Genomic DNA, 15,803 nt, shown 5'->3' with positions numbered 1-15,803 from the left:
GCTCAGCCCTTCCCGGTGGAGCCGAAGCCCCCCGCGCCGCGCGCGGTCTGGCCCAGATCCTCCACCGTCAGGAAGTCGGCCTGCACCACCGGCGCCACGACCATCTGCGCGATCCGGTCGCCATGGGCGACGCGATAGGGCTCGGTGCCGAGGTTGATCAGCAGCACCCCCAGCGGGCCGCGATAATCGCTGTCGATGGTGCCCGGCGTGTTCGGCACCGTCAGCCCGTGCTTCAGCGCCAGCCCCGAGCGCGGGCGGATCTGCGCCTCGAACCCCTCGGGGATCTCCAGCCGCAGCCCGGTCGGGACCACCATCCGCTGCATCGGCGCAAGCTCCAGCCCTGCCCCGCGCTGCGTCTCGGGCAGGTTGGCGCGCAGGTCGGCCCCGGCCGCGCCCGCCGTTTCGTAGCGCGGCAGACCCAGAGCCCGGTCGGCCCAATCTTCCCAGAGCACCCGCAGCACCGGCCTCATGCCCGCCCCTCCCGTTTCTTCCTGGAAAAAATACGCCCGCCGGAGGCGCAGGCCCGCCTCATGCGATCACCGTGGCGATCCGCGCCGCGAGCTTCTCTGCCACGGCCTGCTTGCTCATCCGCGGCCAATCCTCGGCGCCCTCTGCGGTGATCAGCGTCACCGCATTCTCGCGCCCGCCCATGATGCCGGTGGCGGGCGAGACGTCATTCGCCACGATCCAGTCACAGCCCTTGCGCAGCCGCTTGGCGGTGGCATGGGCCAGCACATCGTCGGTCTCGGCGGCAAAGCCCACCACCAGCGCCGGCCGCCCGGCGCCCATGGCCGAGACGGTGGCCAGAATGTCCGGGTTCTCGGCGAAGTCGAGCTGCAGCCCGCCCCCGCCCTTCTTCATCTTCGAGCTTCCGGCATTCGCCACCCGCCAGTCGGCCACCGCCGCGGCGAAGATGGCGGCATCGGCGGGCAGCGCCGCCTCGACCGCCGAAAGCATCTCGCGCGCGGTCTCGACCGGCACGACGGTCACCCCCGAAGGCGGCGGCACGGAAGCCGGGCCGGTGACGAAGGTCACCCGCGCGCCCAGATCGCGGAGCGCCGCAGCCAGCGCCGTGCCCTGCGCCCCGGAAGAGCGGTTGGCGATGTAGCGCACCGGGTCGATCGGCTCATGCGTGGGGCCCGAGGTGACGAGCACATGCCTGCCGGTCAGCGGCCCGGCGGTGAAATAGGCTTCCACCGCCGCGACGATCTCCAGGGGCTCGGCCATCCGGCCCGGGCCGTATTCGCCGCAGGCCATGTCGCCCTCGTTCGGCCCGACCTCGCGCAGCCCGTCGCCACGCAGCACCGCGAGATTGCGCTGCGTCGCCGGGTGCCGCCACATCCGCACGTTCATTGCCGGGGCAGCCAGAACCTCGGTGTCGGTCGCGAGCAGAAGGGTGGAGGCGAGATCGTCGGCCCGCCCCTGCGCCATCTTCGCCAGAAGATCCGCGGTCGCCGGGGCGATCACGATCAGATCGGCGGAGCGGCTGAGCTGGATATGCCCCATCTCGGCCTCGTCGGTCAGATCGAAGAGCTCGGTGAAGACCTTCTGCCCCGCCAGCGCCGAGACCGAGAGCGGCGTCACGAATTCGGCCGCCGCCCGGGTCAGCACCGGGGTCACCGCGGCGCCGCGCTCGCGCAGCCGCCGGATCAGGTCGAGCGACTTGTAGGCCGCGATGCCGCCGCCGATGATGAGAAGAATGCGTTTTCCCGCAAGCATCGCCGCCCTCCGAAGCCAGAGGCTCAGGTGTAGGAGCCCGCGGCGCAAGGTTCAATCCCTAGACCGGGCCCTCCACCGGGCCCTTAGCGGCCCAGCAGCGCCGCGCAGGGATCGTCGCGCTGCGCCGGGCTGGTGACCACCCAGAGGTCGAAGGGGGCGGAGGCGCCGGGATCCTCCTCCAGCTGGCCGACCGACAGCACCGAAAGCTCCGGCGCGGCGAGGGCCAGCGCGGCGGGCACGCCCCGGTCGCGGCGGGCATGGCCGCTGCCGGTGATCACCGCCACCGGGCCGCCGGTCGCCGCATGGGCCTCGATCACCGCCCGCGCCAGAGCCGCGTCGCGCAGGCGCTGCGCCTCGACCATGCCGGGCAGCAGCTCGGCTGGCAGGGCATCGCAATGCGCCACGCGCTGCTCCTCCTCCCGCGCCGCCTGCTCGGTGTCGGGCAGCGCCGCCGCCAGCCCGTAGCGCGCCGCGCCGTCGCCGAAGGCCGCGCCGGCACCGTCACTCACCGAAAGGCGCAGCCGGTCGCGCGGCACGTCGCCGCCGAAGACCTGCGCCGCCGGCGCGGCGAGGAGGATCGGGTGATACATCGAGAAGGCGGGCCAGCCGGATTCGTCCCAGTCCAGCGCCCGCGACAGCGCCTCGGCGTCGCCGCGCAGCGCAGGCGTCACCGCTTCGGCTTTTTCCGGGGTCAGCATCTCGAAGACCAGCGCGGAGGGTCGCAGCGCCGCAACGGCCAGCGCCTGGTGCTGGTGGTGCAGCGGATTGTCATGCACCTCGCCCAGGATCACCACATCGGCCGGCGGCAACCGCCGCAGGTCCGAGGCCGAGATCCGCTCGGCCGCGGCTGGCGAGGCGAAAGCCAGCGCGCCGAGGAAGGAGAGCCATTTCATAGCAGGAAGTGATGCACCTCGCGCGACTGCGCTTCAAGGCTTCGGCGCATCTTGCCGAAGGCCGCCGCCTCCAGCTGCCGCACGCGTTCCTTCGACAGCCCCAGCTCCTCGCCCAGCGCCTCGAGGGTGCGGGGCGCGTCGCGCAGCTTGCGCTCGGTCACGATGAAGCGTTCGCGGGGGTTCAGCTGGCCCATCGCCGTCACCAGCCAGTCGCGCAGCCGGGCCGCGTCATGCGTCCCCTCGACCACCTCGGCGGCCTGCGCCGAGTCATCCTCCAGCGCGTCGATCCATTCGCGCCCCTCGTCGTCAGAGGATTGCGTGGCGTTCAGCGAATAGTCCGACCCCGAAAGCCGGCCCTCCATCATCTCGACATCCGCCAGCGGCACGCCCACATCATGCGCGATCATCTCGCGCAACTGGTGGCCGTCGAGCGTCTCGCCGCGCTGGCTCGCCTCGCGCTCCAGCCTCGCCTGGACCCGGCGCATGTTGAAGAACAGCGCCTTCTGGCTGGAGGTGGAGCCGGTGCGCACCATCGACCAGTTGCGCATCACGTAATCCTGGATCGAGGCCTTGATCCACCAGACGGCATAGGTGGAAAAGCGCACCCCGCGGTCCGGGTCGAACTTGTCGGCGGCCTTCATCAGCCCCAGCGAGGCTTCCTGGATCAGGTCGTTCATCGGCGCGCCGTAGCGGCGGAATTTCGAGGCCATCGAGATCGCCAACCGCATATAGGCGGTGATCAGCCGATGCAGCGCCGCCTCGTCGCGCTGGTCGCGCCAGGCATAGGCTAGCCGCAGCTCGGTCTCTGCATCCAGAAGCTCCGCCTTCATTGCTTGGCGGGACATCTTTTGATCGGTATATCCGTCCAGTGCCATCACGACCCCCTGTCGACCCTATACGCGTCACGAACCATATTACGGGATAAACCTATGTCTGGATCACACGATTTGACCGGGGCGGCATTGCCGCCGCTCACAGTCGTGTTAGGTGGCGCAAGATCGGGCAAATCGCGCCTTGCCGAAGATCTGGTCACAGCCACGCAGCGCCCCCGCTTCTACCTTGCCACAGCAGAGGCATGGGACGACGAAATGCGTAAACGAATCGCCCAACACCGGCAGGATCGCGGTCCGGAATGGACGACGGTCGAAGCTCCGCTGGATCTCTGTTCGGCCCTGTCACGCATTCCCTCCGACGGTTGCGTCCTGCTGGATTGCGCGACGCTCTGGCTCACCAATCATCTGCTTGCCGAGCACGACCTGGAGGCCGAAGCTGCGGGTCTTCTGACAGCCCTGGCGCGCTGTCCGGCGCCTGTTGTCGTGGTGTCAAACGAGGTGGGCTGGTCCATAGTTCCCGAAAATGTTCTGGCAAGGCGGTTTCGCGACGAACAGGGCCGTCTGAACCAGAAACTCGCGGCCCAGGCCGATCTGGTGCTGGGGGTGATGGCGGGCCTGCCGATCGTGCTGAAGGGCGGGATGCCGGCGGGGGCGGCATGACCCGGCTGCATCTCGTACGCCACGCCCCGACCCATGCCCGCACCATGCTGGGCTGGACCGACCGCGCGGCCGATCTGGGCGACAGCGCGGCGCTGGCGCGGCTCTCGGCCACCCTGCCCCGCCCGGCGCTGCTGGTCTCCTCCGATCTCGGCCGCGCCGCGACCACCGCCGACCGGCTGGCCGAGGGCCGCAGCCGGCTGCCGCATGATCCGCGGCTGCGCGAGATCCATTTCGGAGCCTGGGAGGACCGCAGCTTCGCCGCGATCGAGGCCGGCACGCCGAACCGGATCCGCGACTTCTGGCAGAACGCCGGCCCCAGCCGCGCGCCGGGGGGCGAAAGCTGGGACGATCTGACGGCAAGGGTCACGGCCGCGCTGGACGGGCTGCTCATGGACCATCCCGGCGGCGAGATCGTCGTGGTGGCGCATTTCGGCCCGATCCTCGTCGCGCTGCAGCGGGCGCTGGGGCTGACGGTGCAGCAGGCCTTCGGCCACCGGATCGAGCCCCTGTCGCTGACCCGGATGAGCCATGACGCCGGCCAGTGGACGGTCGAGGCGATCAATCAGATCCTGTGATGTGACAGCGCAGGAATACGCGCTTTGCGCCGGCAGCAGCCGGGGCTAACCTGCGGGCAAAGCAGGAGCATCCCATGACCTACGACCTCGCCATCGGCGACCGCAGCTATTCCAGCTGGAGCCTGCGCGGCTGGCTGCTGTTCGACGCCTTCGGCATCCCGGTGCAGACCCATAGCGCCCGGCTCTACACCGAGGCGCTGCCGAAGCTGCTGGAAGGCTTCTTCCCGGCCCGCACCGTCCCGGCGCTGCGGCTGCCGGACGGCACGGCAATGGCCGAGAGCCTCGCCATCGCCGAGGAACTGGCCTCGCGCCACCCCGAGGCCGGGCTCTGGCCCGCCGATCCGGGGCTTCGCGCCATCGCCCGGGCGCTGGCGGCCGAGATGCACGCGGGCTTCGGCGCGCTGCGCAGCCATTGCCCGATGAACCTGCGGGTCAGCTACGAGGACTGCGCCCCGACCGAGGCGGTGCTCGCCGATCTGGCCCGGCTGGAGGTGCTCTGGGCCTGGGCGCGCGAGCGCAGCGGCGGCGACTGGCTCTGCGGCGCCTATTCCGCGGCGGATGCCTTCTTCGCCCCGGTCGCGGCGCGGATCGCCGGCTACAACCTGCCGGTCGGGCCGGAGGCCGCGGCCTATGTGGCGGCGCATCTGGCGCATCCCTCGTTCCGGCGCTGGCGGGCGATGGGCCTGGCCGAGGGCGCGCCGCAGGACTTCTACCGCCGCGACTACCCGACCTGGCCCTGGCCCGGGCCGCAACCGCTGGCGGCGACGGTCTCGGAGGGCCCGTCGGAGAACGCGACCTGCCCCTATTCCGGCAAGCCGGTCACCGATTTCCTGAGAATCGACGGGCGGCGCTTCGGCTTCTGCAACCCGTTCTGCCGCGACAAGACCCTGGCCGATCCGGAAGCCTGGCCGAAGTTCGTCGCCATTTACCACTCCTAAACCAATGCCCCCTACCGGTTAACCGTGGGAAACGGGGGAATGCATGGTCGCGCGCGCCTTTACCGTCGCCTTCGAGGGGGTGGAGGCCCGGATGGTGGAGGTGCAATGCTCGGTCACCGCCGGGCTGCCCGCCTTCAGCCTGGTCGGCCTGCCGGACAAGGCGGTGTCGGAGGCGCGCGAACGGGTGCGCGCCGCCCTCGCCGCCATGGCGATCGCCCTGCCGTCGAAACGGATCACCGTGAACCTCTCGCCCGCCGACCTGCCGAAGGAGGGGTCGCATTTCGACCTGCCGATCGCCCTGGCGCTGCTGGCGGCGCTGGAGATCATCCCGAAGGACGAGGTCGAGCAGACGGTGGCGCTGGGAGAGCTGTCGCTCGACGGCCGGCTGATCGCGGTGATCGGCGCGCTGCCCGCCGCCATGGCCGCCGCCGCCGAACACCGGGCGCTGCTCTGCCCCAAGGCCTGCGGCGCCGAAGCGGCCTGGGTCGGCGCGACCGAAGTACTGGCCGCGGCCTCGCTGGCCGAGGTGGTGCGGCATTACACCGGCCAGGCGCCGCTGACCCCGGCCGAAGCGGGCGAGGTGATCCTGCCGCCGCAGGGCCGCGACATGGCCGAGGTGAAGGGCCAGGAACGCGCCAAACGCGCGCTGGAGATCGCCGCGGCGGGGCGGCACCACGCGCTTCTGGTGGGCTCGCCCGGCTCCGGCAAATCGATGCTCGCCGCCCGGCTGCCCGGCATCCTGCCGCCGCTCTCGGCAGCGGAGGCGCTGGAGACCTCGATGATCCACTCGCTCGCGGGGCTCTTGACCGAGGGCGGCATCAGCCGGGCGCGGCCGTTCCGCGAGCCGCATCACACCGCCTCGATGGCCGCCATCGTCGGCGGCGGCCGCAGCGCCAAGCCGGGCGAGATCAGCCTGGCGCATAACGGCGTGCTGTTCATGGACGAATTCCCCGAATTCCCCCGCTCGGTGCTGGAAACCCTACGCCAGCCGCTGGAAACCGGCGAGATCATGGTCTCGCGCGCCAACGCCCATATTCGCTACCCTTGCCGCTTCCTGCTGATCGCCGCGGCCAATCCCTGCAAATGCGGCCACTTGGCCGAGCCGGAGCGCGCCTGCGCCCGGGCGCCGGCCTGCGGCGAGGAATATCTCGGGCGGATCTCCGGCCCGCTGATGGACCGCTTCGACCTGCGGGTCGAGGCGCCGCCGGTGGCCTATGCCGATCTCGATCTGCCGGGCGGCGGCGAGAGCTCGGCCACGGTGATGGCTCGGGTCGCCGCGGCCCGGGCGCTGCAGGCGGCGCGCTACGCCACGCGGCCGGGGGTGCGGGTGAATGCCGAGGCCGAGGGCGCGCTGCTGGAAGCGGTGGCGACGCCCGACGCCGAGGGCAGGACGCTGCTGGCGCGGGTGGCGGAACGCTTCGGCCTCTCGGCGCGCGGCTATCACCGGGTGCTGCGGGTGGCGCGCACCATCGCCGATCTCGACGGATCGCCGGGGGTGCGCCAGCCGCATGTGGCGGAAGCGGTGAGCTTCCGCATCGCTTTCACCAGGGGCTGAGCGGGCTCAGCCCGCCCGCTTCGCCTCGATCGCCTCCCAGATCCGCGCGGCGCCATTGGTGCCGTCGAAGCGCTCCAGTTCCTGCAGCCCCGTCGGCGAGGTCACGTTGATCTCGGTGAGATAATCACCGATCACGTCGATGCCGACGAAGATCTGCCCCTTCTCGCGCAGCACCGGGCCGATGGCGGCGCAGATCTCCAGATCGCGCGCGCTGAGCCCGACCTTCTCCGGCCGGCCGCCGACATGCATGTTCGACCGGGTCTCGCCCGCCTGCGGCACCCGGTTGATCGCGCCGATCGGCTCGCCATCGACGAGGATCACCCGCTTGTCGCCCTTGGCCACATCCGGCAGGAATTTCTGCACGATCAAAGGCTCGCGGCTCATCGAAGTGAAAAGCTCGTGCAGCGAGCCGAGGTTGCGGTCGTTCGGATCGAGCCGGAACACCCCCGCCCCGCCATTGCCGTAGAGCGGCTTGAGGATGATGTCGCCATGCCGGGCCTTGAAGGCGCGGATCGTCGCCAGATCGCGGGCGATGGCGGTGGGCGGGATCAGCTGCGGGAAGCGCAGCACCAGAAGCTTCTCGGGCGAGTTCCGCACCCAGAAGGGGTCGTTCACCACCAGCGTCTTCGGATGGATCATCTCCAGCAGATGCGTGGTGGTGATGTAGCCCATGTCGAAGGGCGGATCCTGCCGCAACCAGACCACGTCATACTCGCCCAGATCGACCTCGGTCTCGGGCCCGTAGCTCACGTGGTTGCCCTGCTCGCGCCGCAGCTCGATCGGCCAGCCCCGCGCCGTCACCCGGCCTTCGTCGAAGGCCAGCTTGTCGGGCGTGTAGAAGAACAGCTCGTGCCCCCGCGCCTGCGCCTCGAGCGCGATGCGGAACGTGCTGTCCGCGTCGATATTGACCGACCCGATCGGGTCCATCTGCAATGCAACTTTCAAGCCCATGGCTGTCTCCCGCCGGTAAGGCCCCTTGATGACGGAAGCCGCCCGCGGTTGCAATGCAGAGGGCTCAGGCGGCGAAGGCGTTCTCGATGATCTCCACCGCGCCCCGCGCATCGACCAGCGCCACGTCGAAACGCGCCTCCGTCAGCTGCCCCGCCGGTTCCCCGGCAAGGAATTCCGAGGCCGAGGCATAGATCCGCTCCATCTGTCGACGGCTGAGCCGTTCGGCGGCCTCGGCATGGCTCGCGCTCTTCTTCACCTCGATGAAGATCACCTCGGCCCCGTCGCGGGCGATCAGGTCGATCTCGCCGGCCGCGCCGCGCCAGCGGGTCGCGGCGATCGGACGGCCTGATCGCGCATAGACCCTCGCCACCGCATCCTCGGCATGCAGCCCCGAGAAATACGCCACCTCGCCCCGCACCTGCCGTCCCATCACCCCTCCTCCGCCAGCCTCAACGCCAGCTGATACACATCCCGCCGCGGCAGCCCCAGCTTCTGCGCCACTTCGGCCGCCGCGTCCTTCACCGACATCACCTGCAACGCCGCTTCCAGCGCCGCCTCCAGACTGGCCGCATCGGCGACCACCGCCTGCGCCCGGTCGACCAGCACGACGATCTCGCCCTTCACCGACCGATCCGCGAAAGCCGCCACGAGATCCTGCAGCGGCCCGCGCGTCACCTCCTCGAATCGCTTGGTCAGCTCCCGACACACCGCAGCCTCCCGGTTGCCGAAAGCTTCCGCCATTTCCCCTAAGCTTCGGCTAACGCGCTTCGGCGATTCGTAGAAAACCAGCGTCGCCGGGATGCCGGCCAGTTCGGCGAAGAACCGCCGCCGCGCGCCGGCGGCGGCCGGGGGAAATCCGGCGAAGAGGAAGCGGTCGCTCGGCAGCCCGGCCACGGTCAGCGCGGCCAGCACCGCCGAGGGCCCCGGCGCGGCCAGCACCGGGAAGCCGGCGGCGATGGCCGCGCGCGACAGCTGGAAGCCGGGGTCGGCCACCAGCGGCGTGCCGGCCTCCGAGGCATAGGCCACCGACTTGCCCTCCTCCAGCGCGCGCAGCAGCCGGGGCCGCATCTGCTCGCCATTGTGGTCGTGGTAGGCCAGCAGCGGCCTCCCGGCCAGCGGCACGCCGTGGATCTCCATCAGGCGCCGCAGGGTGCGGGTGTCCTCGGCGGCCAGCACGTCGGCGGCGGCGAGGATGTCCAGCGCGCGCAGCGTGATGTCGCGCGCCGCCCCGATCGGGGTGGCGATGAAATGCAGTCCCGGCGGCAGGCTGCGCCGGTCGGGGCGGTGCAGCGGCTCCGGCGGCTCGGCTGCATCCTCGGGGAGCGGCTCGGCTTCGCCGGTGCTCATCTGGGATCTCCTTCGATAGTTGCGATCGGCGAAAGTTGCCATCGGCGGCGGGAACGCATAACCTGCCGCACATTGCTGCCCCCACGGGAAGAGGAAGTCCGCATGTTGTCCCTTTTGGGCCTTGCCCGCAAGTCATTGAGCCGCGTCGCTATTGCCATCACTGCCCTCACGGTCGCCGCCTGCGAGCCGGTCAGCACGACCGGCGCCGGCGGCCCCGCCATCGATACCAACGCCGCCGTGCCGGTGGCGCTGCTGGTGCCCTCGGGCTCCGGCCAGGCCAGCGACGAACTGCTGGCGCGCAGCCTGCAGAACGCCGCCCGGCTAGCGATCGCCGATCTCGGCAACGTCAAGGTGGACCTGCGGGTCTACAACACCTCGGGCCAGCCGGCGCAGGCCGCGGCCATGGCCTCGAAGGCGGTCGACGAGGGCGCCAAGATCATCCTCGGCCCGGTCTACGCGCAGGAGGCCAATGCCGCCGGCGCCGCCGTCGCCTCGCGCGGGGTGAACGTGCTGAGCTTCTCCAACAACGGCGACATCGCCGGCGGCAACGTCTTCGTGCTGGGGCCGACCTTCCAGAACACCGCCGACCGGCTGTCGCGCTACGCCGTCCGCCAAGGCACGACCCGGATCATGGTGGTGCATGACAGCACCACCGCCGGCGAGACCGGCAAGACCGCGATCCAGCGCGGCGTGCAGCGCGCCGGCGGCAGCGTGGTGGCGACCTCGGGCTATGAATTCTCGCAGAACGGCATCGTCGCCGCGGTTCCCGGCATCGCCGAGACCGCGCGCTCCAGCAACGCCCAGGCGATGTTCCTGACCGCCGACACAGCGGGCGCGCTGCCGATGATCACCCAGCTGCTGCGCGACAACAACGTCAGCCCGGAGGTCACCCGCTTCATCGGCCTGACCCGCTGGGACATTCCCGCGGCGACGCTGGCGCTGCCGGGCGTGCAGGGCGGTTGGTTCGCGCTGCCCGATCCGGGGCTCTACAGCCAGTATCAGGCGCGCTACCAGACCGCCTATGGCGAGGCGCCGCATCCGATCTCGGGCCTCGCCTATGACGGGATCGCCGCGATCGGCGCTCTGGTGAAGCAGGGCCAGTCCGACGCGCTGACCGGGCGGCGGCTGACCCAGGGGTCGGGCTTCGTCGGGGTCAACGGGATCTTCCGCCTTCTGGGCGACGGCACGAACGAGCGCGGACTGGCCGTAGCGCAAATCCGCAACAACCAGGTGGCAGTGATTGACCCGGCTCCCCGCAGCTTTGGCGGCGCAGGCTTCTGAGCCCGCGCGCCTTTCCGATCCCTCCGCGCCGGAGCTGTTGCTGCCGCGCCGGATGATCCTCGATCCGGCCGCGCTGACCCTTGTCATCGCGGCCGATCTTGCCCGTACCCCCGATCTCGACCCGCGCGCCGCGCGGGCGCTGGCGGTGCAGCATCTGGCGGCGGCCAAGGCGGCCGGCAACGCCGCGCTGGCCGAGGCCTTTCGCCGCCCGCCCCACCGCCGCCCGCGAACTGATCCGGGCGCAGGCGGTCCTGACCGACGGTCTGGTGACCACTGCGTTGCGTATTGCCTGCGAGCACCTGCATCCGCTGGCCAACCCGACCGAGTCCGAGCGCATCGCCGTGCTGGCGGTCGGCGGCTATGGCCGGGCCGAGATGGCCCCGCATTCCGATGTCGACCTCCTGTTCCTGACGCCTTGGAAGATCACCCCCTGGGCGGAATCGGTGATCGAGAGCATGCTCTACATGCTCTGGGACCTGAAGCTGAAGGTCGGCCATGCCAGCCGCACGGTGAAGGACTGCCTGCGGCTCGGCCGCGACGACATCACCATCCGCACCGCCCTGCTGGAGCACCGCTTCCTCGCCGGTCACGAGCCGCTGGCGACCGAGCTCGGCGACCGGTTGTGGCAGGAGCTGTTCCGCAACTCCGGCCCCGAGTTCATCGAGGCCAAGCTGGCCGAGCGCGCCGCCCGGCACAAGCGGCAGGGCGGCCAGCGCTACGTGCTGGAGCCCAACGTGAAGGAGGGCAAGGGCGGGCTGCGCGACCTGCAGACGCTCTACTGGATCGGCAAGTACCTGCACCGGGTTCCGAGCGTCGAGGGGCTGGTCGAGGCCGGGCTCCTGAGCCTCGACGAGTTCCGCACCTTCGAGAGGGCCGAGGATTTCCTCTGGGCCGTGCGCTGTCATCTGCATTACATCACCGCCCGCGCCACCGACCAGCTGACCTTCGACATGCAGGTCGATGTCGCGGCCCGCATGGGCTACCGCGACGCGGGCGGGCGGCGGGCGGTCGAGATCTTCATGCAGGACTACTTCCGCCAGGCCACCAAGGTCGGCGAGCTGACCCGGGTCTTCCTCACCGAGCTGGAGGCACGGCACGCGAAAAGCGAGCCGGCGCTGATCGGCTTCTTCCGCCGCCGCAAGAAGCTGAAGCCGGGCTACCGGCTGCGGCAGGGTCGGATCGACATTGCCGACCCGGCGGTCTTCCTCGCCGACAAGCTGAACCTGTTGCGCATCTTCGAGGAGGCGCTGCGCACCGGGCTGCTGATCCATCCCAACGCCATGCGCCTGATCGCCGCCAATCTCGATCTGATCGACGACGAGATGCAGAACGACCGGGAGGCGAACCGCATCTTCCTCGACCTGATGCTGAAGCACGGCAACCCGGAACGGAGCCTGCGCCGGATGAACGAGCTCGACGTGCTGGGGGCCTTCATCCCGGAATTCGAGCGCATCGTCGCGATGATGCAGTTCAACGTCTACCACCATTACACGGTCGACGAGCACACCATCCAGTGCATCTCCACCCTCGCCCAGATCGAGCGCAACGAGCTGGTGGAGGAGCTGCCGATCGCCTCGCGCATCCTCTCCGAGGGGGTGAACCGCCGGGTGCTCTATGTGGCGCTGCTGCTGCACGACATCGGCAAGGGCCGGCCGGAGGACCACTCGATCCTCGGGGCGCAGATGGCGCGGAAGATCGCGCCGCGGCTGGGGCTGAACGCCGAGGAGGCCGAGACGGTCGAATGGCTGGTGCGCTATCACCTCGTCATGTCCGACATGGCGCAGAAGCGCGACATCGGCGACCCGCGCACGGTGCGCGATTTCGCCAAGGCGGTGCGCTCGAAACGGCGGCTCGACCTGCTGACGGTGCTGACGGTCTGCGACATCCGCGGCGTCGGCCCAGGCACCTGGAACAACTGGAAGGCGCAGCTTCTGCGCCAGCTCTACCGCGACACGGCGACGGCGCTGGAAGGCGGGCTCGAGACACTGAACCGCGAGAACCGCGCCGACGAAGCCAAGCGGGCGCTGCGCGAGGCGCTGGCGGAATGGGATCCGAAGGACCTGCGCGCCGAGCTGGCCCGGCACTACCCGCCCTACTGGCAGGCGCTGTCCACCGCGACCCATACCGTCTTCGCCTCGATGCTGCTCGACCTGCCCGACAACGAGATCCGCATCGACCTGCATCCCGACCCGCATCGCGACGCCACCCGCGCCTGTTTCGCGCTGGAGGACCATCCGGGCATCTTCTCGCGGCTGGCGGGCGCGCTGGCCTTGGTCGGTGCGAACGTGGTGGACGCGCGGACCTATACCTCGAAGGACGGCTACGCCACGGCGGTTTTCTGGGTGCAGGACGCCGAAGGCTCGCCCTACGAGATTGCCCGCCTGCCCCGGCTGCGCAACATGATCGACAAGACGCTGAAGGGCGAGGTCGTGGCGCGCGAGGCGCTGAAGGACCGCGACAAGATCCGGAAGCGCGACAGCCAGTTCCGCTTCCCGACGCATATCGCCTTCGACAACGACGGCTCCGAGATCTACACCATCATCGAGGTCGACACCCGCGACCGCCCGGGGCTGCTCTATGACCTGACGCGGACGCTGGCGGCGAACAACATCTACATTGCCTCGGCCGTGATCGCGACCTATGGGGCGCAGGTGGTCGACACCTTCTATGTGAAAGACATGTTCGGTTTGAAACTGCACACCAAATCCCGGCAGGAGACCCTGGACCGCAAGCTGCGCCAGGCGATTGCCGAAGGCGCGGAACGGGCGCGCGCGTGAAGCCTGTGGGACTGGTGCGCGGCTTCGTCACCGTGGGCGGCTGGACGCTCCTGAGCCGTGGCGTGGGCTTTGCGCGCGACATCATGATGGCGGCCTATCTCGGCGCCGGGCCGGTGGCCGAGGCCTTCCTCATCGCCTTCTCGCTGCCGAACATGTTCCGCCGCTTCTTCGCCGAGGGCGCCTTCAACATGGCCTTCGTGCCGATGTTCGCCAAGAAGCTGGAGGCGGGCGAGGATGCGCAGCGTTTTGCCCGCGACGCCTTCAACGGGCTGGCGGGCATCCTGATCCTGTTCACGCTGATCGGCACCCTGGCCATGCCGCTCCTGGTCTGGGCGATGGCCTCGGGTTTCGCCGGCGACGAGCGTTTCGACATGGCGGTGACCTTCGGTCGGATCTCCTTCTCCTACATCCTGTTCATCTCGCTGGTGGCGCTGCTGTCGGGGGTGCTGAACGCTTTCGGCCGCTTCACCGAGGCGAGCTTCGTGCCGGTCTTGATGAACCTGATGTTCATCGCCGCGATGCTGATGGCCGATGCGGCGGGCTGGGACATGGGGCTGACGCTGGCCTGGACGGTGCCGGTGACGGGCGTCGCCCAGCTTGCCTTCACCTGGTATTCGGCCAAGCGCATCGGCTTCGCCGTGACGCCCGGCCTGCCGCGGCTGACGCCGGAGCTGAAGCGGCTGGCGGTCATCGCGGCGCCCGCTGTGATGTCGGGCGGGGTGGTGCAGATCAACCTGCTGGTCGGCCGGCAGGTGGCGAGCTTCACCGAGGGCGCGGTCGCCTGGCTCTCCTATGCCGACCGGCTCTACCAGCTTCCCCTCGGTGTCGTCGGCATCGCCATCGGCACGGTGCTTTTGCCCGATCTCTCGCGCCGCCTGCGCGCGGGGGACGAGGACGGCGGGCGGTCCTCGTTCAACCGGGGCGCCGAATTCGCGCTGATGCTGACGGTGCCGGCCGCCGTGGCGCTGGTGGTGATCTCGATGCCGCTGATCTCGGTCCTGTTCGAGCGCGGCGCCTTCGGCCCGGACGATACCGCCAATACTGCGCTGGCGCTGGCGGCCTATGGGCTCGGCCTGCCCGCCTTCGTGCTGCACAAGGTTTTGCAGCCCCTGTTCTACGCCCGCGAGGACAGCCGGAGCCCGTTCCGATACGCGCTGATCTCGATGGTGGTGAACGTGGGCTTCGCCGTGGCGCTGATGCCGGTGATCGGGTTTCTCGCGGCGGCGCTGGCTACCACGGTCTCGGCTTGGGTCATGGTCTGGCAACTCTGGAGCGGGTCGCGCGCCATGGGCTCGGCCTCGCGGCTGGACGAGCGGTTCCGCAAGCGGATGCCGCGGATCCTGCTCGCCTCGCTGGTGATGGGCGCGGTGCTGATCGCCGGCAACATCCTTCTGGGCGGGCTGCTGGGCAGCCCCGGCTGGCGCTACATCGGGTTGGGCCTGCTGGTCGCGCTCGGCATCGTCGCCTATTTCGCCACCGGAAACCTGATCGGCGCCTTCCGCCTGTCCGACCTGCGCAGCCTGCGCCGCCGCTGATCAGCGCCGGCGCAGCTTGGCCTTCACCCGGGCCCAGCCGCCGGGGCTGACCACGAAGGACAGCACGAAGCCGGTGGCGAAGCCCGCGAGATCGGCGACCCATTCGTAGCCGCCGCCGAACAGCAGACCGAACAGCAGCTGGATGCCGAGCAGGAGCCCGATCAGCGAGAAGGCGCGATACTGGTTCGCGCCCTTGGCGGCGAGGTTCACCCAGAGCAGGAAGGTGAAGGCCCCGATCAACCCGTAGACCGCCGGATAGGCCCCGATCAGCGGGGTCGAGAGCCCCGGCACCAGCATGTAGGCCAAAGCCCCGACGACCGCGGAGCCGAGGAAGACAAGGACCATCGCCCAGGTCCGGAACACCTCGCCCACCATCTTGCCGAGCGCCAGCAGGATCACCACCGCCATCAGCGCATGGGTGAAGCTGGCATGGACCAGCGGGTAGCTGACCAGCCGCAAGAGCTCGCGCCACGGGTAATAGCCGGTCGCGATCATCTCGCGCATCGCCGCCGGGCGGAAGCCGAGCCGGCCCACCGCCTCCAGCCGCCAGCCGATGGCGGCGGGGTCGGAGAGGAGCCCGGTCGCCCCAACGCTGGACAGAAGCTCCATCGCGGCGATCGGCAGGGCCAGCAGCCAGACCGCCACCGGCAACGGGTTCAGCGGGGCCGCGTTCAGGTCTTTGTGCATTCTTGCCTCATGCCCAGTTGATTGACGGGCCTTCCCCCCAGCGATAAGCCGA

14 protein-coding genes and 1 pseudogene are annotated in these 15,803 nt (G+C 69.9%); 7 read left to right on the top strand and 8 right to left on the bottom strand.

Annotated elements, in window-relative coordinates; translation table 11 throughout:
* Positions 1–2 precede the first annotated feature (2 nt).
* The 4 genes from dut to C5F48_RS08360 all read right to left on the bottom strand — a co-directional run bounded on the left by dut (position 3) and on the right by C5F48_RS08360 (position 3,487).
* Positions 3–470, bottom strand: a complete 468-nt coding sequence (gene dut / locus C5F48_RS08375) for a dUTP diphosphatase (protein ID WP_107663455.1) — start codon at positions 468–470, stop codon at positions 3–5.
* 58 nt (positions 471–528) lie between these two features.
* On the bottom strand, positions 529–1,719 hold the full coding sequence (coaBC, locus tag C5F48_RS08370; protein ID WP_107663454.1) for a bifunctional phosphopantothenoylcysteine decarboxylase/phosphopantothenate--cysteine ligase CoaBC: 1,191 nt from the start codon (positions 1,717–1,719) through the stop codon (positions 529–531).
* A gap of 83 nt (positions 1,720–1,802) precedes the next feature.
* On the bottom strand, positions 1,803–2,612 hold the full coding sequence (locus C5F48_RS08365; RefSeq protein ID WP_107663453.1) for a ChaN family lipoprotein: 810 nt from the start codon (positions 2,610–2,612) through the stop codon (positions 1,803–1,805).
* Positions 2,609–3,487, bottom strand: coding sequence for an RNA polymerase factor sigma-32 (locus tag C5F48_RS08360; RefSeq protein WP_107663452.1), 879 nt, complete (start codon positions 3,485–3,487; stop codon positions 2,609–2,611). Before C5F48_RS08360 ends, C5F48_RS08365 begins: the two co-directional genes overlap by 4 nt.
* Positions 3,488–3,541: 54 nt before the next feature.
* Here C5F48_RS08360 and cobU point away from each other — a divergent pair, with 54 nt between their 5' ends.
* From cobU to C5F48_RS08340, 4 genes are all read left to right on the top strand, one after another.
* The gene (gene cobU, locus C5F48_RS08355) at positions 3,542–4,105 is read left to right on the top strand and encodes a bifunctional adenosylcobinamide kinase/adenosylcobinamide-phosphate guanylyltransferase (protein WP_107663451.1); all 564 of its coding nucleotides are present in this window, start codon (positions 3,542–3,544) and stop codon (positions 4,103–4,105) included.
* Entirely contained in the window at positions 4,102–4,680 is a 579-nt protein-coding gene (locus C5F48_RS08350) for a histidine phosphatase family protein (RefSeq protein ID WP_107663450.1), read from the top strand. The genes cobU and C5F48_RS08350 overlap by 4 nt, the downstream gene beginning before the upstream one ends.
* Before the next feature lie 74 nt (positions 4,681–4,754).
* Positions 4,755–5,618 (top strand): glutathione S-transferase N-terminal domain-containing protein, encoded by an 864-nt coding sequence (locus C5F48_RS08345; protein ID WP_107663449.1) that lies wholly within the window; start codon positions 4,755–4,757, stop codon positions 5,616–5,618.
* Positions 5,619–5,661: 43 nt separating this feature from the next.
* Positions 5,662–7,173, top strand: coding sequence for a YifB family Mg chelatase-like AAA ATPase (locus tag C5F48_RS08340; RefSeq protein WP_107663448.1), 1,512 nt, complete (start codon positions 5,662–5,664; stop codon positions 7,171–7,173).
* Positions 7,174–7,179: 6 nt separating this feature from the next.
* Here C5F48_RS08340 and gshB read toward each other — a convergent pair whose 3' ends face one another.
* The 3 genes from gshB to rsmI all read right to left on the bottom strand — a co-directional run bounded on the left by gshB (position 7,180) and on the right by rsmI (position 9,471).
* Positions 7,180–8,124: a glutathione synthase gene (gshB, locus tag C5F48_RS08335; RefSeq protein ID WP_107663447.1), complete on the bottom strand. Its 945-nt coding sequence runs from the start codon at positions 8,122–8,124 to the stop codon at positions 7,180–7,182.
* 64 nt (positions 8,125–8,188) lie between these two features.
* Positions 8,189–8,542 (bottom strand): YraN family protein, encoded by a 354-nt coding sequence (locus C5F48_RS08330; protein WP_107663470.1) that lies wholly within the window; start codon positions 8,540–8,542, stop codon positions 8,189–8,191.
* 11 nt (positions 8,543–8,553) lie between these two features.
* The gene (gene rsmI / locus C5F48_RS08325) at positions 8,554–9,471 is read right to left on the bottom strand and encodes a 16S rRNA (cytidine(1402)-2'-O)-methyltransferase (protein WP_107663446.1); all 918 of its coding nucleotides are present in this window, start codon (positions 9,469–9,471) and stop codon (positions 8,554–8,556) included.
* A 102-nt stretch (positions 9,472–9,573) separates the two neighbouring features.
* On the opposite strand from rsmI, the gene C5F48_RS08320 reads away from it, so the two are divergent.
* From C5F48_RS08320 to murJ, 3 genes and pseudogenes are all read left to right on the top strand, one after another.
* Positions 9,574–10,752, top strand: coding sequence for a penicillin-binding protein activator (locus C5F48_RS08320; RefSeq protein ID WP_107663445.1), 1,179 nt, complete (start codon positions 9,574–9,576; stop codon positions 10,750–10,752).
* Positions 10,753–10,804: 52 nt separating this feature from the next.
* Positions 10,805–13,529: pseudogene (locus C5F48_RS08315) on the top strand ([protein-PII] uridylyltransferase).
* Entirely contained in the window at positions 13,526–15,064 is a 1,539-nt protein-coding gene (gene murJ, locus C5F48_RS08310) for a murein biosynthesis integral membrane protein MurJ (RefSeq protein ID WP_107663443.1), read from the top strand. Before C5F48_RS08315 ends, murJ begins: the two are co-directional and overlap by 4 nt.
* Here the strand turns inward: murJ and C5F48_RS08305 are convergent, their stop codons facing one another.
* The gene (locus tag C5F48_RS08305; protein WP_107663442.1) at positions 15,065–15,751 is read right to left on the bottom strand and encodes a rhomboid family intramembrane serine protease; all 687 of its coding nucleotides are present in this window, start codon (positions 15,749–15,751) and stop codon (positions 15,065–15,067) included.
* Positions 15,752–15,803 lie beyond the last annotated feature (52 nt).

This window comes from Cereibacter changlensis JA139 (assembly GCF_003034985.1).
In the GTDB taxonomy this organism is placed as follows: Bacteria; Pseudomonadota; Alphaproteobacteria; order Rhodobacterales; family Rhodobacteraceae; genus Cereibacter; species Cereibacter changlensis.
The sequence above is the reverse complement of the archived record's forward strand: the minus strand, read 5'-3'. Positions and strand labels throughout refer to the sequence as shown.